18 protein-coding genes are annotated in these 22089 nt (G+C 41.6%); 13 read left to right on the forward strand and 5 right to left on the reverse strand.

Features of this window, described 5'->3' with window-relative positions:
• Positions 1-881: 881 nt before the first annotated feature.
• The 8 genes from CDG77_RS22085 to CDG77_RS22125 all read left to right on the forward strand — a co-directional run bounded on the left by CDG77_RS22085 (position 882) and on the right by CDG77_RS22125 (position 10662).
• Positions 882-1328 (forward strand): hypothetical protein, encoded by a 447-nt coding sequence (locus CDG77_RS22085; RefSeq protein ID WP_094331480.1) that lies wholly within the window; start codon positions 882-884, stop codon positions 1326-1328.
• An 893-nt stretch (positions 1329-2221) separates the two neighbouring features.
• Positions 2222-3430 (forward strand): ABC exporter membrane fusion protein, encoded by a 1209-nt coding sequence (locus tag CDG77_RS22090; RefSeq protein WP_094331481.1) that lies wholly within the window; start codon positions 2222-2224, stop codon positions 3428-3430.
• 74 nt (positions 3431-3504) lie between these two features.
• Positions 3505-4683: an ABC transporter permease DevC gene (devC, locus tag CDG77_RS22095; protein ID WP_094331483.1), complete on the forward strand. Its 1179-nt coding sequence runs from the start codon at positions 3505-3507 to the stop codon at positions 4681-4683.
• A gap of 206 nt (positions 4684-4889) precedes the next feature.
• The gene (locus tag CDG77_RS22100) at positions 4890-5894 is read left to right on the forward strand and encodes an NAD-dependent epimerase/dehydratase family protein (protein WP_094331484.1); all 1005 of its coding nucleotides are present in this window, start codon (positions 4890-4892) and stop codon (positions 5892-5894) included.
• A 146-nt stretch (positions 5895-6040) separates the two neighbouring features.
• Positions 6041-7024: a glycosyltransferase family 2 protein gene (locus CDG77_RS22105; protein ID WP_094331485.1), complete on the forward strand. Its 984-nt coding sequence runs from the start codon at positions 6041-6043 to the stop codon at positions 7022-7024.
• Between the two features lie 77 nt (positions 7025-7101).
• The gene (locus tag CDG77_RS22110; protein WP_094331487.1) at positions 7102-7569 is read left to right on the forward strand and encodes a DUF2141 domain-containing protein; all 468 of its coding nucleotides are present in this window, start codon (positions 7102-7104) and stop codon (positions 7567-7569) included.
• Positions 7570-7686: 117 nt separating this feature from the next.
• A complete protein-coding gene (locus CDG77_RS22115) occupies positions 7687-8973 on the forward strand; it encodes a glycosyltransferase (RefSeq protein WP_094331488.1) in 1287 nt (428 codons plus the stop codon).
• A 411-nt stretch (positions 8974-9384) separates the two neighbouring features.
• Positions 9385-10662: a glycosyltransferase gene (locus CDG77_RS22125; protein WP_094331491.1), complete on the forward strand. Its 1278-nt coding sequence runs from the start codon at positions 9385-9387 to the stop codon at positions 10660-10662.
• A gap of 582 nt (positions 10663-11244) precedes the next feature.
• On the opposite strand, the gene CDG77_RS22130 is transcribed toward CDG77_RS22125, so the two are convergent.
• The 3 genes from CDG77_RS22130 to CDG77_RS36710 form a co-directional block, all read right to left on the reverse strand.
• On the reverse strand, positions 11245-11892 hold the full coding sequence (locus CDG77_RS22130) for a response regulator (protein ID WP_219852054.1): 648 nt from the start codon (positions 11890-11892) through the stop codon (positions 11245-11247).
• A gap of 285 nt (positions 11893-12177) precedes the next feature.
• Positions 12178-13551 (reverse strand): sensor histidine kinase, encoded by a 1374-nt coding sequence (locus CDG77_RS22135; protein ID WP_094331492.1) that lies wholly within the window; start codon positions 13549-13551, stop codon positions 12178-12180.
• Between the two features lie 102 nt (positions 13552-13653).
• Positions 13654-13809 (reverse strand): hypothetical protein, encoded by a 156-nt coding sequence (locus CDG77_RS36710; protein WP_190234027.1) that lies wholly within the window; start codon positions 13807-13809, stop codon positions 13654-13656.
• 98 nt (positions 13810-13907) lie between these two features.
• On the opposite strand from CDG77_RS36710, the gene CDG77_RS22140 reads away from it, so the two are divergent.
• Positions 13908-14453 (forward strand): hypothetical protein, encoded by a 546-nt coding sequence (locus CDG77_RS22140; RefSeq protein WP_094331493.1) that lies wholly within the window; start codon positions 13908-13910, stop codon positions 14451-14453.
• A 5-nt stretch (positions 14454-14458) separates the two neighbouring features.
• Positions 14459-15301 carry a sulfotransferase family protein gene (locus CDG77_RS22145; protein ID WP_094331494.1) on the forward strand — a complete coding sequence of 281 codons (843 nt, stop codon included), beginning with the start codon at positions 14459-14461 and terminating at the stop codon, positions 15299-15301.
• A gap of 323 nt (positions 15302-15624) precedes the next feature.
• On the opposite strand, the gene CDG77_RS36715 is transcribed toward CDG77_RS22145, so the two are convergent.
• Positions 15625-15765, reverse strand: a complete 141-nt coding sequence (locus CDG77_RS36715; RefSeq protein ID WP_190234028.1) for a hypothetical protein — start codon at positions 15763-15765, stop codon at positions 15625-15627.
• Between the two features lie 35 nt (positions 15766-15800).
• On the opposite strand from CDG77_RS36715, the gene CDG77_RS22165 reads away from it, so the two are divergent.
• From CDG77_RS22165 to CDG77_RS22170, 3 genes are all read left to right on the forward strand, one after another.
• Complete coding sequence (locus tag CDG77_RS22165) at positions 15801-20705, forward strand: beta strand repeat-containing protein (protein ID WP_143857069.1); 4905 nt, start codon at positions 15801-15803, stop codon at positions 20703-20705.
• Positions 20706-20711: 6 nt separating this feature from the next.
• Complete coding sequence (locus CDG77_RS35655) at positions 20712-20894, forward strand: hypothetical protein (RefSeq protein ID WP_143857070.1); 183 nt, start codon at positions 20712-20714, stop codon at positions 20892-20894.
• 118 nt (positions 20895-21012) lie between these two features.
• Complete coding sequence (locus tag CDG77_RS22170) at positions 21013-21381, forward strand: hypothetical protein (RefSeq protein ID WP_094331499.1); 369 nt, start codon at positions 21013-21015, stop codon at positions 21379-21381.
• A 176-nt stretch (positions 21382-21557) separates the two neighbouring features.
• On the opposite strand, the gene CDG77_RS22175 is transcribed toward CDG77_RS22170, so the two are convergent.
• Positions 21558-22082, reverse strand: coding sequence for a DUF2085 domain-containing protein (locus tag CDG77_RS22175; protein WP_094331501.1), 525 nt, complete (start codon positions 22080-22082; stop codon positions 21558-21560).
• Positions 22083-22089: the final 7 nt, after the last annotated feature.

Genomic DNA, 22089 nt, shown 5'->3' on the forward strand with positions numbered 1-22089 from the left:
CTCACCAGACCGGGAAACGCTATACTGATGTTAATTTGAATAAAATTAAGCAAAAAAGTATAATTTATAACTCTATAAATGTGTCAGATATTTTCTTATCTACGCATTAACCATAAATTTCTGCTGGATTAGTTAACAATACAAATCTGTTGTCTATAGGACTAGTATTTGATTTATGAAAAGATACGTAGGGTGTGTTAGCGACAGCGTAACGCACGATTATCAAGGGTTTGATGCGTTACGAACTGCGTTCTAACACACCCTACAATACCTAATTTTGTTCAAAAATCAAATATGATTCCTATAGTAAGTAACAATTCAATGAATACATAGAAAAACTGAACAACCATAAATATATTTTTTCATAGAAGCATCATAATTGAGTCAAAGTTTTGGGTTATTTTTCAATATAAGTCAACTTAAGAAGCAATGCGGTGATTGATAAAGCAAATGTTAATTTTTAGTATGTTGCTTGATAAACATAATATAGGTTATATAAATCTTCAGTAAAAATTGAACATAAGCAAACTTTAGATTTTGCATTTACTAACCGAGCGGCATTGTAATTGATTGCAGTAGCAATTATCACAGATAATAATTTAAATATCACTAAATACACTTGTGACAACCTTAGTCAAAAAAAGCAAAGAGTGAGATTAGACGTAATGTTGATTTTAAAGAATAATGTTATTTACAAACTGATGTTTCTCATACAAATTATGTATGAAGATGTGCCAAACCATATTCTGACTTAAGCCTGAGAAAGAAAAACGAACTTCAAAGGAGCAAAAATACACACATAATCAATAATTTAAAAATTTTTAGTGCATTCTTACAAAGAGATAGTCTCACAATTTTATGTATTAATTCGGAGATAGTTTATGTCTGAAAAATTAAGAAATCTTCTGGAAAAACACCAAGATTTCAAAAAATTAAACAATCTTTTATCTAGTTGTAGCTCCATGATGTTTGTCGATAATCTCGCAGATTCTGAATCTCCATCGCCTATAACTATCTGGAAAAAAATTGCAGGTTTTGATATTAATCCTACCCAAAAAATAGCTGAAGATGTACCTCTTTGTGAGGTTAGTGTGTGGTTTCAAGAAAGACTATGGGAGTTGAATATTAGCAAGGAGATTTATATATCAATTGGAGGATTAAGCGGTTTATCTTGGGCTAAGGTAAAGATATTATCTCAAGAGAATTGGCTATTGCATATTTGGAAACACGGAAATTATGAGATCGTTGTTTTAAACGATCGGAAGAATAAAGCCATTTGTCTTTTAAAAGAAGAATACTTTTGGGAACTGTATATATTATCAATTTAGAAAAAATGCCAGTAGTTCTTATCAAATTAATTTATCCATGATGTCTTTGGTAGTAAAGTAGCAACAATTACTTGACTGCACCGATTTGGAATTTACCCCAAGTATTGATGGAATATAACGTTTACTACTATTAGCTCTTGTCTTGCAGTTATTTATAAACAAGCCAGTCAGATTTTTAGACTAGCCCTACTAGACTATCTATTGCTGTCAGGGCGACAAAATATTCTAAAATGCAGATAAAATAAGCTTCAGCTTCATAAAATAATTCTGTAATAAGTTCAGTTGAAGCTTATTGAATTAGGATGCTGTTAGCAAAATAGATGAAAATGTCTTATGATACACAACCTTGCTAACAATAATCTGTTAATAATATCAAATCTGCTTAAGAAAAAACCATCTGTTGGTATTCAATTAGCAGACTAAGGATTAATAATGAGTAAAGTTTTTTAGTCTATGATTTTACTCTGATGAAAAAATTTGGTTAAATAATCAAGACTTATGCAAAGTGAACGCATTGACAAAAATTAATTTCCACGTCATACTTAATGACAAGTTTATCCAAGTTTTGATTGCATTTTTATTAGCGCTTCGTTGTTCTTGGGAGTTAAGTTTTCTGGTTAGCAATATGTATTTTACGCTACTGGATTAGATGTCAAATTAGGATATAACTTAGGAAGCTTTGAAGTAACACCACCATTGATTTTCACGCCAAAATAGTGAGTTTGGGCGGTAAAAGCTTACAACAATTCATATAAAACCAATTTAGACACATCCAGTTTATTAAGGTAAAAACCCTAGAGGAAAAGCCCTCTTGGTAATTTACAGATGAGTCTATATCTAATCGACTAAATATAACCAGGCTATCCCATAGAAAACAGAATTGGAATGAAAATATGGCGGTAAATAAAGAAAGCCGATTATTCACAAAACCCGTAGGGCGATCGCAAGTAATTTTAGCAGCTTCTCTCACTCTAGCGGCCGGATTAATAGCTTTTTATAGTTTAGTACCGTTTTGGTCTAAACCTAAAGTTGTGACACCAGCAGCGAATCCACCAAAAGCTGTGACTCCTGCGAAAGTTGCTATAACCGCCTTGGGACGTTTGGAACCAGAAGGCGAAGTTACATCTTTGACTGCTCCTGCTTCCAATAATGGGGTGCGAGTAGATAGACTGTTAGTGAAAGAAGGAGATACGGTTAAAGCAGGGCAATTACTGGCTTATCTAGAAAATTATGGTCGTTCTAGAACAGCTTTGCAACAAGCTTTAGACCAACTGCAAGTTGCTAAAGCTAAATTAGCGCAGGTGAAATCTGGAGGTAAAACGGGAGATGTTGATGCTCAAAAGGCTGCGATCGCGCGTTTAGAGCCACAATATAAAGGAGACGTTGCTACCCAACAGGCCACAATCGACCGCATCCAGGCGGAAGTAGACAACGCTCAAGCTGAGAACGATCGCTATCAGCAATTATATAAACAAGGTGCGATCGCGGCTTCTGTAGCAGATACCAAAGCCTTGCAACTCAAGACTACACAACAGCAGCTAACAGAAGCCCAAGCCACCCTCAAGCGGACTCAAGACACATACCAAGCACAACGCAAGCAAGCAGAAGCGCAACTCACCAGTATTAGTGAAGTGCGTGGTGTAGATGTTCAAGTCGCGCAAACCGAAGTCAACAGTGCCACAACTTCTGTTCAACAAGCAAAAGCCGACTTGGATTTAAGCTATATCAAATCTCCCATAAATGGCAAAATTTTAAAAATCCACGCCAAAGCCGGAGAAGTCATCAGCACCAGCAGAGGATTTGCTGAAATCGGTAAAACATCTCAAATGTTTGCGATCGCAGAGGTGTATCAAACCGATGTTCAAAAAGTGCGTGTAGGACAAAAAGCCACAATTAGCAGCACTGCATTTACTGGAACAATAAAAGGAACTGTAAAAGAGATTGGTTGGCAAGTTGACAAGCAAAACATCTTCAGCCTCAACCCCGGTTCAGACACAGATCGCAGAATAGTTGAAGTGAAAATATCCATCGATAATCCCGCAGATAGTGAGCGCGTAGCTCGTTTAACTAATTTACAGGTAGATGTCGCCATTCATATTTAGTCAATTGGCATAAGTCATTGACAAATGACAAATGACCGATGACAAATTACCAATGACAAAAGACAAATAAATCCATGAATTTCAAAATTCCTTTAGCATGGCTACAGCTAGCCCAGCAAAAATTTCGTTTACTAATAGCTGTAGCCGGGATTGGTTTTATTGTACTGCTAATGTTTGTGCAACTTGGTTTTCAAGATGCTCTTTATTCCAGTGCAACCGCAGTGCATCAAAATCTCAAGGGAGATTTATTTGTAGTTAGTTCGCAATACAAATCTTTAACCTCAAATCAAAGCTTTTCACGGACTCGTTTGTACCAATCTCTGGGGTTTGATGGCGTTGAGTCAGTTAGCCCTATGTATTTACAATTTGCTAAACTGAAAAATCCGGCAACTAGTGAGAAATATTCAATATATGTTATTGGTTTCGATCCAGGTAGACCTGTGATGAATCTCCCAGAAGTGGAGAAAAATTTAGATAAACTAAAAATTCCTGATGTCGTACTTTTTGACCGAGGTTCTCGCCCAGAGTTTGGCCCAATAGCTGAAAAATTTGATGCTGGAGATACTGCACAGACAATTGAAATATTTCCCTTCAATTCATTAATTGGCTATAGAGTCAGAATTGGCGGCTTATTCACATTAGGGCCTTCCTTTGGGGTAGACGGAAATTTGCTTGTTAGTGACTCAACTTTTTTGAGGATAAATCCCAATACTCGTCCGGCAGATATGATAGATATCGGTTTGATTTCCCTCAAACCTGGTACTAATGCAGAAACAGTACTAAAAAGTTTGCAAGCAAGTTTGCCTAATGATGTCCAAGTCTTTACCCGCCAAGGCTTCATTGATTTTGAAAAAAAATATTGGGCTGTTAGAACCCCCATTGGTTTTATTCTTAACTTGATGCTGACAATGGCTGCGGTTGTTGGTGTGGTTATTGTCTATCAAATTCTCTACAGCAATATTGCTACACAGTTCGTTGCTTACGCCACTTTAAAAGCAATTGGTTATGCCAATAGATATTTGTTGAATGTGGTATTTCAGCAAGCTTTAATCTTGGCAATCTTAGGTTATATACCAGGATTTATTACTTCTGTCTTGTTATATAGTTTTGCAGCAGAAGCGACTAAATTACCAATACTTATGACCACTAATAATGCATTGATAGTCTTAACTTCAACAGTTCTCATGTGTATTACTTCTGGAGCGCTTGCCATCAATAAACTCCGTTCCGCAGATCCGGGAGATATTTTCTAGCTATTTTTAGCAGCAAAATCAGCGAATCTTTTTGCCTGAACTAAACTCAAAAGTAAGCATTGGTGTAGCCTCTTCACAGAAACCTTTTTCTTTATAGCAATTTTAGATTTCTGATTAAAAATCTTTACCAAAATCCCAATTTGGTATAGCTTCAAGTCTTTTATCTAGCAAATCAAATTCACCAATTTAACAATAGTTTCAATCTTATGAACCTCAAAGACAAAACCCTGCTAATTACCGGGATTGATGAATTTGTCGGTTTGCGTGCAGCCGAGTTAGCCATAGCGCAAGGGATGAAAGTTCGTGGACTACAAAGTTCTACAGAACAAAACAAACAATTACACAATTTAGGTGTTGAAGTAATTATTGGTAGTATCACCGATTCTACTATTGCTCAAAAAGCTTGTCAGGGAGTAGATATCGTTTTACATACAGATCAACTAGCCGAAGAAGCTGGTGCAATTAAGAATTTTCGTGATGTTAATGTTGGCGGTACTGTCAACATAGCTAAAGCTGCTAAACAGGCTGGTGTAAAAACATTTGTGCATCTATCAAGTGTGATGGTTTACGGTTTCAACTATCCTAATGGTGTTGCAGAATCTGGGCCGCTTTCGGGCGAAAATAATCCCTATTGTCAAACAAAAATAGAAGCTGAAACAGCAGTTTTAGAACTAAATAATTCTCCAGATTTTGGCATCATCGTTATTAGAGCCGGAGATGTTTACGGACCAGGAAGTATACCTTGGATAGTCAGACCGATTTTGATGATGCGTCAAAAATTATTTGCCTGTGCCAATGATGCTAAAGGAGTAATCAATCACGTATATATAGATAACCTGATTGATGGGATCTTTCTAGCGATAGAAAAAGAAACCTCCGGTGAAATATTTAATATCACTGACGGACAAGAAACTTCTTGGAAAGAGTATTTTATGCGTTTAGCAGCAATGGAAGGTTTACAAGCACCCCTTTCATTATCGAAAGATGAAATCAAGTTGTTTCTAAAGCTACGCGTTCAAGGACAAAAACTTTTTCGGAAAAAAGTTGATATCTTACCAGAGTCGATAGATTTTATGACTCGTCCCTATGCTTGTTCTATTGTCAAAGCTCAAAGTCTGTTAAATTATAAACCAGCAGTCGATCTAGAATTAGGAATGCAGCGAACACATGAATGGGTGCAAAAAACAGATATTCAAAGCTTGATGAAATAGTCAAAATATTTTTGGAATCATTGTTGGATTGTAAGGAGTTTGGAGTTAATGACTTCTAACTTCTGAATTCTTCGGTTGCATCTGCCTAACAATTATCTGCAATTGAGAACTAAATAATCCACAGATTTTCCAAATACTTGTTTTATATGACTACTAATCCTCCACGTTTAAGTATCGGATTACCTGTATACAATGGTGAAAAATTTATCAAAGAAGCCATAGATTCACTCTTGGCTCAAACCTTTGAAGATTTTGAGCTAATTATTTCAGATAATGCATCTACAGATAAAACTGAAGAAATTTGTAGAGCTTATGCTGAGAAAGACAAACGTATCTGTTACTATCGCAATGACAAGAACATCGGTTGCGCCCGTAACTTTAATCGCGTCTTTAAATTGTCTTCAGGTGAGTATTTTAAGTGGGCAGCTTATGACGATCTACATGCTCCAGATTTTATCAAGAAGTGTGTTGAGGTGCTTGACAAAGACCCTAGCATAATCTTGTGTCACTCCCATACATATTTCATTGATGAAGAGGGGAGTTTTCTCCAAAACTACAATATTAAACTCAAGGCAGATGCACTAAAACCACACAAGCGTTTTAACGAATTGCTGACGAAACATTTATGTTATCAATGTTACGGAGTAATTCGCTCCAGTGCCCTGAAAATGATACCGCCGATGGGTGGTTACGGTAATGCAGATGGAATTCTTTTATTAAGACTTGGTATTCTTGGTAGGTTTTATGAAATCCCTGAATACCTGTTTTTTGCCAGAAGCCATCCGCAACAATCAATGAGTATGTATTTCCCTAATTATATGTTGTTTGCTAACAACACTAAAAAACCATCGTTGAGTATGCTACCTGATTTTTATGCCTATACAGTGTGGTTTGATTCAGCAAAGAAAGGACAAATTTTATTGCCACATTGGAGAATAATTTGGGAGTATTTACTCTCTATATGGCGTAGTCCCCTGAGTTGGGATGACCGGCTGCGTTGTCATCTAAGTCTATATCGGCAGTTAAAAGGGACAGAATATCTTTTGCTGAAAGATTTACTAAAAGTGCTGCAAGGACTTTGGAAAGGTTTGCAAGCAGCATCAATTAAAAAAACTCAAGTTTTACATTGAACAATTAGTTAAAAATAAAAGCTACTAAATACAGCTTTTATCCAGCCCCAAGACCACCTATTCTTTACTACAAAACTATGCTGAAACTATCTCAATTATCTCATTTTTTACTTGCTACTTTAGTGAGCTTCAGCTTTGCTAAAACGGTAAATGCAGAACCAACTGAAACACTAAGTGTTGTGGTAAATGGCATACAACACAAAAAAGGTGAGATTTGCTTCAGAGTTTACGCAACTGAAAAAGGATTTCCGATGAGTAATTCTAGTGGATCTCAAAGTGGCTGCGCTAAGATTACTGGCAATTCTGTTAAAAAAGAATTCTCTGGTTTGAAGCCTGGAACTTATGCTGTCGCCGTGGTTGACGATCAAAATGGCGATCGCAAACTCAATAAAGACTTTTTTGGTATTCCCACAGAAGGTTTTGGGATTTCCAAAAATCCAACTGTGTCCATACAAACAGGTTCACCAAAGTTTCGTGATGCCAGTTTTGTTGTAAATAAAAATACAACGGTCAACATAATCATGAAGTATTCGCTGGATTCATAAAGGCGGTTGGGGACTGGGGACTCCTTCTCTAGGAGATACTTCTGATTTTCAATCCCCAGTCCCTAATCCCCAATTCCCAACAATCAAGGCAAGATTCTACCGGAGATTAAAAATTTAATGGAAGATTTGGCGATATTTTTGTCTAAGTCTTTGATGGGTTGGCTGGTTATTCAGGTGTGTTTTACGCTTGTATTTATATGGTACCTGCGCTCATCTAAAAAAAACTTATTACCAGATGACCAGTTACCCAAAACAGCAGTGATTCTTTGCCTACGCGGAGCCGATCCGTTTTTGCCTAGATGTTTGCGATCGCTCCTGAACCAAAACTATCCACACTATGATTTAAAATTGATCGTTGATAGTCACGAAGATCCCGCTTGGAAAATTGCCAGTGAAAGCATCACGGAGCAAGAAGCGACCAACGTTCAAATTAGCCCTTTGCGAATAGTACGCAACAATTGTAGTCTCAAATGTAGTTCTTTAGTCCAAGCTGTCCGTGAGTTGGATGATTCCTACAAAGTGGTTGCCTTAGTAGATGCTGATACCATAGTCCATCTGAATTGGCTGCGAGAATTAGTTAGTCCTTTAAGTGATGCTAGAGTAGGGGCAACAACAGGTAATCGTTGGTACGTTCCGACAGGTAGGTATTGGGGATCTTTAGTACGGTATATCGGCAATGTATCCACAGTAGTGCAAATGTTTATCTTCCAGATTCCTTGGGGTGGGAGTTTGGCTGTGAAGACAGAAGTGCTTCGCCAAACAGAACTGCTAGATAAGTGGGGACAAGCTTTAGGCGAAGATTTTATGATGCACGACATCCTCAAAAAACATGGATTCCAGGTAAAATTTGTGCCTTCGCTGCTGATTGTAAATCGTGAAGAGACTGATTTATCCAACTTAATCGACTATCTCAAGCGCCTAATACTTTATTCTCGATTGTATCACCCGCGTTGGTTAGCTTTAGTCAGTGAAGCTGTTTCTAGCATTTTGTTTCCTACGACACTGATCGTTTTAGTTCTAGAGTCATTTTTAGAGGCAAAATGGGAAGCTGCGGCTCTCTTCTTAGTCTGTTATGGTGTCTATACTTTAGGATTACTGTTGATAATGCTCGTGTTGGAATTAGAGATCCAGCGAGTGGTTCGCTCTAATGACCAGATGATGCCTATGGGCAAGCCGTTGCACGTCTACGCCAAATTATCAGCTGCTACAATTATCAAAATGTTGATTGGGATTCCGCTAACACAGTGGGTTTATGGGTTAGCGATGCTATCATCTATTTGGATTTCAACAGTCACCTGGCGCGGTGTCTCCTATCGAGTTCAAGGGCCTTGGAATGTCCGGTTAGTGGAATATCGCCCTTATCAATGGTTAGATCAGCCTATTGATAGCAAGGTTTCTCTTTGAGTTAAATCACTAAATATGAACTAGGGCATGAAAGTTATTACACTAAACATTCCCTAGTATTCAAGTTAGATTATCTTATATTTAGTAGAAATATCCTAGCTATAACCCTTGTCAAAATACAAGTTTTTTTGCGAATTTTCAAAATCCACTTGTATTAAGATCGAGGGTTTAGACAAATATATTAAGGGGAATTTTGACTTAGCAACTTGGATATTTTGATAGTTTAAGCCAAGGTTTATAAGCATCCACTTCACAACCCACACTTTTGACTGTTTGACAATGTTTAAATCCTTCACTTAACAGTATTCGTGGTAATTTCTGAGCTAGATAATCAGGATGCTCATGAAACATTTGCTGTGTAAATCCTAAATTCAAAACCAGTATTTTCGTGAAATATTCCCCTTTTCTTCTATGACTAAGCAAAAACTTCGCATTGCACTATTTACAGGCTTGTATGCTCCTTTCTTGACTGGAGTTTCTGTCGCAGTTCACCAACGAGTTCGTTGGTTGCTAGAACAGGGACATGAAGTTTTTCTAATCCATCCGCAAATCAGCGATCGCTACCCCAAAAATGTAGGCGATCGCCCCATGCAAGGTTTGAATGAAATTCAGTCTTTCCCTAATTTCTCTGCTTACGCATTCCCCACAGAACCACTGTTATTCTATAAGTCTCTTCCTCAACCGTTGAGCTATCGCCATTGGAGTGATACCAAGTTGCTGGAGAAATTTAAGCCTGATATTATCGTGGTTGAAGAAGCCGCGCAAATGAGAGGTTTATACTCATTTTTCTTGCAAGGTTATGGTCGTCCCATCGGTGTCGAATACGCAAAACGAACAGGCACGCCAATAATATCACTCTTCCATACTGATATCGTTGCGTATATCAAATATTATTTTGGAGATAAATTCTTTAACTTTGTTCGTCCGATTATTCCCGTTTTAGTCAAGCAATTTAGTGAGTCTTATGACTTTAATTACTTTTCTTCTAAAGAACAACTCACTAAATACGAAGAATTAAAATGCCAACGGGCTGAATATGTGCCTTATCAAGGCATTGATTGCGAAAAATTTCACCCGCGAAACATTTGTTACAATCCCATTCCTAACGACAATCGACCAACTATTTTGTTTGTTGGACGCATTACCCCGGAAAAGAATGTTAACCAATTGCTTGATATCTTTCCAGTCATAGCTGCCAAAATTCCTGATGTCCATCTGGTGATTGTTGGTAGTGGCCCGCTAGATGAAGAGATCCGTCAGCGGGCTAAAAAGTTTGGATCGGGTATTACTGTATGGGGCGAGTCTCACGGTACGGAACTTTTAGGTTGGTTTGCTAGAGCGGATATTTTTGTCAACCCCTCCGTTACCGAGAACTTCTGCACTACAAATAATGAAGCACTGGCTTCTGGAACCCCTCTGGTTGCTGTTGTTGCACCTTCAACCTCAGAACAGGTATCTCCTGGTCATAACGGCTTTCTTGCTCAACCTAACAACCCTACAGACTTCGCCCAAAAGGTGATTTCGATTCTAGAAAATCCTGATTTGAAAGCAGATATGACTCGGCACGCTCGCCCCTCTATACTTGACTTTGATTGGTCAGCATGTATGCAAAAATTTGAACACAAACTTTACCAGATTGTTGAAGGATCGCAGAAGGTGGAGGTAGGTACAGGTGGTATAAGACCATAACGAGAACAAACACGATCGCTAACACTGCAACTTTTTGTATCAACGAGTTTTAGGATTAGGGACTTCCAATTAAAAAAATATCCAATTTTGTAGGGTGCGTTAGCGACAGCGTAACGCACCGCCAGATATCTCGGTGCGTTACGGCTTTCGCCTAACACACCCTACTGTATATTTTATTTTTTGGAAGTCCCTTAGCAAAAGCTGTGAATTGATAAAACTTTGAATTTTTCTCTTCCCTACCAGGCTGCAACTTAGATGCATTGACTTGCAACTTAGTTATATCGACCTGCAACTTAGATGCATTGACCTACAACTTAGATGCATTGACCTGCAACTTAGATGCATTGACCTGCAACTTAGATGCATTGACCTGCAACTTAGATGCATTGACCTGCAACTTAGTTACATTGACCTGCAACTTAAATGCATTGACCTGCAAAAATAAAACACCTTACTAGCGTGACAAAAGTAGTAGCGTTGGCGTAGCCCACCGTAGGTATCGCTTGCTGGCAGAACTGAAATTAATTATCTTAAAACTTTGTAGTATAAATTATATAGAAATAACTCTGTGTCTTACTCATACTAAACACATCCGACTCGTACTGCCGTAGTTGCAGCCTCAGTGCGGTTGGTTACTCCTAACTTATTTAGTACCTGGCTGACATGATGCCTAATGGTAGAAGGACTCAATTTCATCCGTTGAGCGATCGCTTCATTACTCAATCCTAAAGCCAGCAGTGCTAAGACCTCTTGCTGTCGCTTACTCAGTTCATAGATAGCTTGGGATGATGGTTTGCTTGGTTGCAGCAACACCTGAATCACCTCTGCTGCCAACATAGATCGACCGATCGCAGCGGCTCGTATGGCATCCGCCAACTCATCAATCGAGATACCCTTGAGCAAGTAGCCAATAGCTCCGGCTTGCATTGCTTGCTGTACCAAGTCATTCGCTAGAAAACTCGTCAAAATTAAAACTTGAATTTCTGGGTATTTTTTGCGGATAGCCCTTGTTGCTTCTGCCCCATTCATTCCCACCATCATCAAATCCATCAGCACCACATCTGGCTGCAACTGTTCGCACAAATCTACTGCCTCATCTCCATTACGCGCTTCACCCACTAATTCCATGTCATCAAACGCCAGCAAAACAAATTTAATACCTCCCCGCAGGATTTCATGATCGTCAACTGTAATCACCCGAATTGGTTTCAATGATTTATCTTTTTCCATATATAAATCCGAGTATTAAAACTATTTTTTATACATTTACATGATTGCTCTGTTTTCCATATTTATCCGTGAGATTCTTAATCTTTAATTTTTCATTTCCTGCCAGTAAATCGCACAAAAATCCCACAACATAATATCAAAATCTGTCTTTTCTAAATAATTTGATGGAAATAAACATAACTATGTTAAAAAGCAAATACGCTTAAAACCCTTACCAATGACAAATGACAAATGACAAATGACAATCCTAGTAGTTAATTTTATTTGTACCCAATACCCAATTCCCTACTCCCCACTCCCTATTTTCAAAACAGCGATTGACCAATTCAAGACAATCTCAGTCCCCTCCCCTGGATAGCTTGACAAATGGAAAGTAGCACCAATTGACTCAGCCCGTTCTTTCATAATTGCTATTCCCAAATGACCAGATGGTATTTTGTTGTAGTCAAAACCACAGCCATTATCACTAATCCGCAGGACCATCTTTTGTGAATCACTGTAAAGACTAACTGATACTTGCGTAGCTTGGGCATGTTTAATAATATTATTCAGTGCCTCTTGAGTAATGCGGCAGAAAACAAGCTTTACCTCATCAGATAGAGGCCGATCGCCTTCTACCGTCGTTATTACCTCTAAACTTGTCCGTCCGAGAATTCCCTTGATTAAATGCTGTAGCAATTCACCTAATGGTTTATCTGTCAAACCACTAGGACGCAACTCAATCAGTAGATTCCGCATTTCTGCTAACGCCCCCTGTGTCATTTGGGCAAGTTCCTCTAATCCCTGTTGGGCTGCCTCTGGGTTGCGTTGCCAAACTCTAGGCAAAGCTTCGGCAATTGTTGCCACAGTAAACAATGTCTGCGATACTGAATCGTGTAAATCACGAGCGAGGCGATTTCGTTCTAATTCCACAGCTATCTTCCGTAGGCGTTCGCTTTCAATCAATTGTTCGCGTAGCTTCACTGCTTGCATCAACTCCTTCGTTAGGCGTAGACTCATAATTACCACGAAGGACAGAAATCCATATTCACTGAGATATAGAGATTTAAACACTCCCAAATCAACTAGGCGATCGCATTGAACAGTTCCGACAAAAATTGCCAGACTTAAACTTAAAGTTAGCGCCGCTTGCTTTTCACCGCGCCGATATTGACGATAACAAGCGTAAAAAGCGAAAACTACATTACTGATTAAAGCTAAGAATTGGAACCCAACCAGGGGATTGATTGTACCTTCTGGGTGGGTAATCGTTTCACCCCAAGGTAAAGAGATGCTTGATAAACTGCTAATTTTGGAGTAGAGAATCCCAATTGGTGAAATTTGATTAATTAAAAAGCAGATAAGGTAAAGGCTATTCAGTGTTAAAAGTAGACGTACTGGCTTAACTTTGGTATATACAGCCACAAACCAGACGCAAGAAATGGCAAAAACATATCCTAATGACGATACAAGCTTTCTGGCATATATATAACTTTCTAGATCAATGGCTTTGTATTTGCCTATCAGAGCCAAGATATAACTACAAATTACTAAGCAGGTTAACCCAAAGCACCAGTGCAGCCAGGGTTTTAACCGCCCAAAGGCAATTAACAGGTGGAGCAGACCGACATACAGGCAAATGCCAGCAAATAAACCCAAAAGGGTCGGAATAATAGTCATTACCTGTTTAATAAGAAATTTGTTTTATAAATCAACCAGCAATATCACTGTACTTTACTACTAGGATCAATGACCTAGTACAGTATGGGTCATCGATCCTAGTTAAAAATAGGACACTTGTACGATGCATTGATCAATGCGATCGCTGTACAATTCATAACGCCAATGATTTAAACAAATTTTAGCGATCGCCTTGCCTCTGCGGTCAAAGCGCACAGGTGCAAAAGCTTGTGCGCCAACACGATTAAGTAAAAACACTGCATTGCGTAGAGATGTTGCAATACAACTTCTCCACAAATGTTGATCTGAAAATACCTGTAAATTAATTAAATCTGTGTAATCAACTTCAAAAGAAAATGAATAAAATCTTGTCTTGCAAAACCTTGTTGTTTAGTTCTGTTATTGCTTCCACACTACTTGCCACGCCTAATGTTGTTAGGGGTAACGACTTGTCAGCACGAGAAACTAATAATAATACAGCACGTTGTAGCCAAAATGTCGGCGGTTCTTATCTGACAACAATCTTCAACTCAAACGGCACAATCGGATCGCGTGGAGTCATAACACTTACCGAAGAAGGTAACTTTTTTGTCATTGACTCCAATCAAGGTGGTGTTACCAACGTCTTTAATCCCTTTAGCAATGGACAAGGTGCTTGGAAGTGTAATAGCAAAACTGGGGTCAGCGCCAGATCGATTACCTTTGCTTTTCCAGGAAGTGCAGGATCTACTGGTAGCATTGCCCGCTCTGACTATCAAGCCAGCTTTAATCCTCAAACGCAGACAGTACAAGGGACTATTACACTGCGTTTTTTCAACCTCAATGCTAATCCCTTATTAAATAATGTCCCACCTGTAGCAACATTCAACTTCTCAGGGCAACAAATCAAACCCGCCAATTAACCATAATGACTTCCAAAATCCACTTTATCTCCGGCTTACCTCGTTCTGGTTCCACCTTACTCGGAGCGTTACTGCGGCAAAATCCCCGGTTTCACGCCAGCATGACTAGCCCCGTCGGTAGTCTGGTGAACCGAATGCTAGAAGCGATGAGCGAAGATAATGAATTTTCAGTCTTTATCACCCCTGAGCAAAAACGGGCATTAAGCTTAACTATCTTTTCCACCTTTTACGAACCCCAAGCTCAAAAAGAAGTCATATTCGATACTAACCGCTTGTGGTGTGGCAAATTGTCTTTAATTCAAGAGCTATTTCCTGGCTCAAAAGTGATTTGCTGCGTGCGGAATGTCGCTTGGATTATGGATAGCATCGAACGGCTGATTAGAAAAAACACTTTTGATGTGTCGCGGATGTTTAATAATGCTGCTGAACGCTCCACAGTTTACACCCGCACCGAAGCCTTGAGTCAAGGGGGACGGTTAGTGGGGTTTGCTTATAACGCCCTCAAGGAAGCATTTTATAGCGAACATAGCGCCTCTTTGCTTTTGGTGGATTATGACTTATTAAGCCAAGCACCTGATAAAACCGTATCGCTGATTTATCAATTTTTGCAGGAGGAACCATTTAAGCATGATTTTGCCAATGTGGAATACGAAGCTTCGGAGTTTGATAATCGGCTGAATACTAAAGGACTACATCAAGTGCGTCCTAAAGTCGAGTTTCAACCGCGACTGACGATTTTACCACCGGATTTATTTACTCAGTATGATTCCTTGTCTTTTTGGAAGAATCCTAGCAATAGTTTGGCTAACGTCATTGTCGCCCAGCCGGTAGAAGCGGTGAGTAAATGAAGCTTTCAATCTTAAGAGGTTGTTTGAAAAATGTTTGGCTGTGATTTTAGGCACTTACCGATCCCCCCTAGCCCCCCTTAAAAAGGGGGGAACCAGAATCAAAGTCCCCCTTTTTAAGGGGGATTTAGGGGGATCTAAAACGTTTTGCTACCGACAAAAGGACTTTTCAAACATCCTCTTACCCTTTTCCTACCAAGCTGCAACTTTGTTGCATCGACCTGCACCTTAGTTGCATCGCCCTGCACCTTAGTTGCATCGCCCTGCACCTTTGATGCATCGACCTGCACCTTTGATGCATCGACCTGCAACTTTATTGCATTCACCTACAACTTTGCTGCATTCACCTGCAACAAAGTTGTACTGACCTGCAACTTAGAAAATTCCAACAAACAAATTATCCAATCTTGTGGGATGGGCAACATGAGCGCCCCTAGTTCAAGGCGACCGAGACGCCAATTCCACAAGAATTCATTTACCTCAAGAAAAGGAAAAAAATCAAATGGCAAATTTCATCGTCAACCAAGCCACCGATGACGGCAGTGGTTTAACTACAGGCACCCTCAGTTATGCAATTCTCCAAGCTAACCAACTAGCAGGGGATGACACCATTACCCTCAATAATGATGTGCGTGTGACTGGGGTAGTAAAAACTCTGGTGAACAGCAACATCAGCATTGTGGGCAACAACCACACCCTTAGCGGCGATGCCAATAACAACGGCATCAACGACAACGGCGACGTGCGCTCCTTATTCATTCTGTCGGGAACCGTGGGTATATCTAACCTGACCATCACCAACGGACGGGCTAAAGGCGGAGATAGTACGACAGGCGGCGGCGGTGCTGGACTGGGCGGCGGCTTGTTTATCTATGATGGCAACGTCTCTTTAACTAATGTCGCTTTTAGTAATAACGCAGCACAAGGCGGCAGTAGCGGTATTAGTGGACTGGGTAACGGCGGCGGCGGAATGTTTGGCAATGCTGGCAGCAACTCCGGCGGCGGACTGTTTGGTTCTGGCAGTACCAACAGTGGCGGTTACGGTGGCAACGGCAACTACGGTGGCTATGGCGGCTTTCCTGGCACTTTCAGTAGCGGCATGAACTACACTCCTGGTAAGCCCAACGGCGGCTTTGGTGGCGGCGGCATTGTGAACGGCGGTTTTGGTGGCGGTGCCGGCTTCGTGGGCGGTAACCAGGGTTTTAAGGGTGGATTCGGTGGCGGTGGTGGCTTCAGCAACAGGTTCAGCTTGTCCTTCAATCCCGTCTTTGGCGGCAATGGAGGCTACGGCGCTGGCGGTGGTAGCTCCAACGGCAACGGCGGTTTCAGCTCTGGTGGATTAGGTGGATTCGGTGGTGGCAACGGCGATTCTAGTAGCAACGGCGGCGGCGGTGCTGGGCTGGGTGGTGGCATCTTCGTCCGCAGTGGCTCTTTAACCCTCAACAACACCAGCTTTACCGGCAACACCGCCACAGGTGGGACGGGATCGCAATCAGGTCAAGGTTTAGGTGGGGCAATCTTCATCATGCAGTCCCTCACCAATACCAACGGCAATAACCAGGGAATGCTTACTGTTCTACCTACCGTCGATTCTGTAGGTAATCCTACCTTCAGCGGCAACAGTGCAGCTAACGACACAGGAACACCCACAAATAACAATGATGTTTACGGCACAATTAACGTTACCTCAACTGCTCCCACTGTCAGCATCACAGCACAAACACCAACAGCCAATGAAGGTGGTAGCAACGGTGTCTATCGCCTAACTCGCACCGACACCACAGGGGATTTAACTATTAACCTCACCCTTGATGGCAGCAGCACAGCTTCTACAGCCGACTATACCCTCAGTGGTGGCAGCGTCACGGTTTCTGGCAGTACCTTAACGGCGACCATTGCCGCAGGACAAAGCTTTGTTGATATTAACCTAGCAGCGTTTGACGACATTCAAGCCGAAGCAGACGAAACCCTGAAACTCAACCTAACTACTGGCACAGGTTACACCGTCGATGGTACGAATAATACCGCCACCGTCACCATTGCTGCCAACGATACCGTCGTCACCAACACCAACGATAGCGGCGAAGGTTCCTTGCGCCAAGCGATTCTCAACGCCAATGCTAATCCAGACGCAAATACAATCACCTTTGCAGGCAGCGTGTTTACCGATAGTACTCCCGATACCATTACCCTAACTTCTGGAGAATTAGAGATTACCAACGCCCTAACTATCAACGGACTAGGGGCAAACAATCTCAGTATCAGTGGCAACAATGCCTTCGCTGTCTTCAACGTGAATGATGGTAGTAACAATGAAATTGCCGTAGCAATTAACGGACTGACGATTAAAGATGCGTCTGATTTGGCTGGCATCTTCAATGTAGAAAACCTGACTATCAACAACAGCAGTATTTCTGGTAATACTGGGTTCTTCGGCAGCATCTATAACTTAGGAACAGCGACTATTACCAACAGCACCATCTCTGGTAATTCTGGGGGCTACGCCGGCATCACTAACGGAGGAGCAGCGACTATTACCAACAGCACCATCTCTGGTAATTCTGGGTTCGGCGGCGGCATCTTTAACGCAGGAACAGCTACTATTACCAACAGCACCATCTCTGGTAATGCGGGAACAGACTTCAGCGGCGGCATCTACAACCAGGCTACACTGAGCATAATCAACAGCACTATTACCAATAACACTGCTGACTCTGACAACAATGGCAGTGGCGACGGTGGTGGTGTAGGGAATGATGGTGGCACTGTCACCGCCCAAAACACCATCATCGCTGGGAACTTCGATTCTGGAAATGAAGCCCCTGATATTTTTGGCGCGGTGACAGGCAATGCCAACAACCTCATCGGTAGCTTGACTGGCGCATCTGGCAGCATCGGCACTGGCAGCGACATCACCTTTGCTTCAGCTGGCATTACCAATATTAACCAAGTCATCGGCTCTCTCGCCAATAACGGCGGTGCTACCCAAACTCACGCGATAATTTCTGGTTCTGCTGCCATCAACGCGGGAGACAATACCCTCATCCCTGCTGGTGTCACCACTGACCAACGCGGTATCACTCGCACCATTGGCGGTACTGTGGATATTGGGGCTTATGAATCGCCTTTCATCGCTCCTGTTGCTGCCAACGATACTGCTACTACTGATGAAAATACTGCTGTCAACATCAACGTCTTGGGCAATGACACTGATGCTAATGGCGACAGCTTGAGTGTGATTAAAGTTAATGGCAACAGCGTCACAGTCGGCACACCAATTACCCTAGCTTCTGGGGCGCTGCTAACTCTCAACGCCAATGGCACTTTTAACTATAACCCCAACAGTCAATTTGAATCTTTGGGTGTGGGTGCAACTGCCAGCGATAGCTTCACTTACACAGCCAGTGATAATGGCAAGGGTGGCACCAGCACAGCAACGGTTAACCTGACTATCAACGGTGTTAACGATGTAGCCACTATTACAGGTACAGCGACAAAATCTGTCACCGAAGATACAGCTACCCCCAACCTCACTGCCACAGGTTCCCTCACTGTCAGCGATGCCGATGCAGGTCAAAACATCTTCAACACCACTGTAACTTCAGCTACAGGTAATCTTGGTAGTCTCAGCATCACGAATGCCGGAGCCTACAGCTACAGTGTTGCCAACAGTGCAGTGCAATTCTTAGGTGCAGGTCAAACTAAAGCTGAAACCTTTACTGTAAAATCTGTTGATGGCACAGCTACGCAAAACATTGTCGTTACCATCAACGGTGTTAACGATGTTGCAACTATTACAGGCACAGCGACAAAATCTGTCACCGAAGATACAGCTACTCCCAACCTCACTGCCACAGGTTCCCTCACTGTCAGCGATGCCGATGCAGGTCAAAACATCTTCAACACCACTGTAACTTCAGCTACAGGTAATCTTGGTAGTCTCAGCATCACGAATGCCGGAGCCTACAGCTACAGTGTTGCCAACAGTGCAGTGCAATTCTTAGGTGCGGGTCAAACTAAAGCTGAAACCTTTACTGTAAAATCTGTTGATGGCACAGCTAGCCAAAACATTACTGTCACCATCAACGGTGTTAACGATGCTCCAACTGTAGCAAATGCCCTGCCAGATAAAACCACCATTGAAAATAGTGGCTTCAATTTCACCGTTCCCGCCAACACCTTTGCAGATGTCGATACAAGCAACACCTTAACTTATACCGCCACCTTAGATAACGGTAACGCCTTACCCAGTTGGTTAACTTTTAATGCGACTACTCGCATCTTCAGCGGCACACCTGTGGCTGCTAATGTGGGAACCATCGGTGTCAAAGTTACCGCCAAAGACAACAGCAACGCTACTGTCAGCGATATCTTTAACCTGACAGTTACTCCCCTCAACTTGACGGGAACCCCAAATGCTGATACTCTCACAGGCACAGCCAGCAACAACACCATCAATGGATTAGCTGGTAACGACACCATTACAGGTAACAAGGGTAACGACACCATCACAGGTGGCACTGGTCAAGATAGATTTGTCTACAACTTAGGTGACGGTACAGACACAATCACTGATTTCGGTGGTGTTGGTCAAGGAGTAAACCCATCACCCGCAGTCATTGCCGCAACTGATACTCTGAAATTCCAAGGGGCTGGCTTAACTGCTCAAAATCTGCTGCTGACTAAGAATGGTAGCAATCTAGAAGTCTCCTTTGAAAGCGTCGTCAATAGTCCTAAGGTAATCCTGCAAAACTTTGCTTTAGAAAACCTGGATAACCTGCGAAAAGTTAACGGAGCTAGTGTTGACTTGGGTAACATCTTGTTTAATGGGCAAACCACCATTCAAAACGACTTTGATATTTTTGATGCCAACTCTACCCAAACTACTATTTCTAGAGAGAACATAGTCACTTTCCTTAACGACAACAACAACACTGTTGACGGCTTTAACAACTCCAATGATGTGATTAACGCTCAAGGAGGTAATGACCGCATCGACGGCAAGAGTGGCAATGACCTGCTGCGCGGTGGTGCTGGTAATGATATTCTCATTGGTGGTAGCGGTAATGACATCCTGATTGGTGGTGCTGATAATGACACCCTGACTGGCGGTAGCGGTAATGACCAGTTTGTTTACCAGGCTTTTAGCGATAAGGGGACTACTGGTGATACAATAACTGACTTTAACAAGAACGACGATAAGTTAGTTTTAACTGACCTGTTCAAGAGTTTAAGCTACAGTGGCACCAATGCGATCGCCGATGGCTACTTACGATTTGTGCAATCGGGTACTTCTACTAGAGTTCAGGTTGATGCCAATGGTGGTGCTGATGCTTTTAGTACTTTGACAACTTTGAATAACTTCACCGCGACAAATTTGGTGATTGGTAGTAACGTCTTCGTTTAGTTCGATATGTGTGGGGTGGGCAAATATTTGCTCACCTTACAACCTGCACCTTTGTTGCATCGACCTGCTTCTTTGTTGTATCGGCTTGCACCTTTGTTGTATCGGCTTGCACCTTTGTTGCATCGACCTGCTTCTTTGTTGTATCGACCTGCTTCTTTGTTGTATCGACCTGCACCTTTGATGCATTGACCTGCAAAAATGAGTTTACCCTTTGCTTAACCTTGTTTGATCTCAAAACTTCACCTTACTGATATCTTTAGAGTTGTAATGGGTACATTAAATATGTACCTTAGACCAGTATCCTGATATGTCTACCCAAGATACAACACGCCGTTTGCGCCCTCAATTAATTAGTGAAGATGTTATTTCATGGCACGGTTTGCAAACCATCAGTACATACGACACAAACCGTGCTGATGCCTCTGTTGCAAATTTACAGCAAGCTTATCAAGCTATGCTGACCCAGCAACAAGCTGAAACCGAAAAATTAACTTTATACCGTGCTGCTGCTGATGCTGCGCGATTAGCAGAATGGGAATTTCACAATGCAGTATTAGCAATGAAAGAAGTTGTGCGCGGACAATACGGCTCAAATAGCGATCAAGCCCAAGCGGTAGGATTGAAGAAAAAATCAGAGTACAAGCGTCCCAGCCGCAAAAAGTTAGTCGCATCATGAGTGTCAACCTACAGTCAGGGCGGTTTCTAAATTGCTTAGTCTAGGGCGAATGGAATTGCCTGCGGCACACTGCGCGAACGCGGCTACACAAACAAAGTCCACCTCCGTGGACTAAGAGAAAATCAAGTGGTAACTTGCAGAGGTGGGTTTTACCTGTGTAGACGCGGTTTCTAATTCTACAATTGATGCAAGCTGGTTTTAGCACCATGCCACCCATGCAAAATCGGCATAGTAAACAATCCCCATGCCAAACCAGTAATCAACCCAAAAGGCGTAACCACATAATTATTAAAACTCCAGAAACCGAAAATCTGTGCTGCTAATTCCAAAGGATAAGCCATCATCAGCACACTAGCTAAAGCTGCACCACTCCCACCATACTGACTTAACCAGTAAAATCCCTTACCACGAGTTACGCCATACAGCAGACGAGTAATCAGCAAACCCGTGACAGTGCCGTAGCAGCGCATACATACAGCCATAATAAACGGTGGTGCTAAATCTAACCCCATATCTGGTTGCGGACAGACACGATCGCCCATGAAATAAATGATGTCCGCAATCTCAGGAAGCAAAGACACTCCAGACGCAGCCAAAAAGGGAGCAATAGGCGGGCCAAAAACCATCCCCACCAACAAGAAATCAGCAATCAAACTTACCCAATTAATCTGCAACTCTTCACTGAAAGCTACTCTTGTCATCTCCCTT

Source organism: Nostoc sp. 'Peltigera membranacea cyanobiont' 213 (genome assembly GCF_002245975.1).
Lineage (GTDB): Bacteria > Cyanobacteriota > Cyanobacteriia > Cyanobacteriales > Nostocaceae > Nostoc.

What these genes read in the sequence shown, in the direction of transcription:
- CDG77_RS22085 (WP_094331480.1), top strand. Translation starts at nt 882, where the DNA reads ATGTCTGAAAAATTAAGAAATCTTCTGGAAAAACACCAAGATTTCAAA.
- CDG77_RS22110 (WP_094331487.1), top strand. Translation starts at nt 7,102, where the DNA reads ATGCTGAAACTATCTCAATTATCTCATTTTTTACTTGCTACTTTAGTG.
- CDG77_RS22145 (WP_094331494.1), top strand. Translation starts at nt 14,459, where the DNA reads ATGACTTCCAAAATCCACTTTATCTCCGGCTTACCTCGTTCTGGTTCC.
- CDG77_RS22115 (WP_094331488.1), top strand. Translation starts at nt 7,687, where the DNA reads ATGGAAGATTTGGCGATATTTTTGTCTAAGTCTTTGATGGGTTGGCTG.
- CDG77_RS22105 (WP_094331485.1), top strand. Translation starts at nt 6,041, where the DNA reads ATGACTACTAATCCTCCACGTTTAAGTATCGGATTACCTGTATACAAT.
- CDG77_RS22090 (WP_094331481.1), top strand. Translation starts at nt 2,222, where the DNA reads ATGGCGGTAAATAAAGAAAGCCGATTATTCACAAAACCCGTAGGGCGA.
- CDG77_RS22130 (WP_219852054.1), bottom strand. Translation starts at nt 11,892, where the DNA reads ATGGAAAAAGATAAATCATTGAAACCAATTCGGGTGATTACAGTTGAC.
- CDG77_RS22165 (WP_143857069.1), top strand. Translation starts at nt 15,801, where the DNA reads ATGGCAAATTTCATCGTCAACCAAGCCACCGATGACGGCAGTGGTTTA.
- CDG77_RS22170 (WP_094331499.1), top strand. Translation starts at nt 21,013, where the DNA reads ATGTCTACCCAAGATACAACACGCCGTTTGCGCCCTCAATTAATTAGT.
- CDG77_RS22175 (WP_094331501.1), bottom strand. Translation starts at nt 22,082, where the DNA reads ATGACAAGAGTAGCTTTCAGTGAAGAGTTGCAGATTAATTGGGTAAGT.
- CDG77_RS35655 (WP_143857070.1), top strand. Translation starts at nt 20,712, where the DNA reads ATGTGTGGGGTGGGCAAATATTTGCTCACCTTACAACCTGCACCTTTG.
- devC (WP_094331483.1), top strand. Translation starts at nt 3,505, where the DNA reads ATGAATTTCAAAATTCCTTTAGCATGGCTACAGCTAGCCCAGCAAAAA.
- CDG77_RS22135 (WP_094331492.1), bottom strand. Translation starts at nt 13,551, where the DNA reads ATGACTATTATTCCGACCCTTTTGGGTTTATTTGCTGGCATTTGCCTG.
- CDG77_RS22140 (WP_094331493.1), top strand. Translation starts at nt 13,908, where the DNA reads ATGAATAAAATCTTGTCTTGCAAAACCTTGTTGTTTAGTTCTGTTATT.
- CDG77_RS22125 (WP_094331491.1), top strand. Translation starts at nt 9,385, where the DNA reads ATGACTAAGCAAAAACTTCGCATTGCACTATTTACAGGCTTGTATGCT.
- CDG77_RS22100 (WP_094331484.1), top strand. Translation starts at nt 4,890, where the DNA reads ATGAACCTCAAAGACAAAACCCTGCTAATTACCGGGATTGATGAATTT.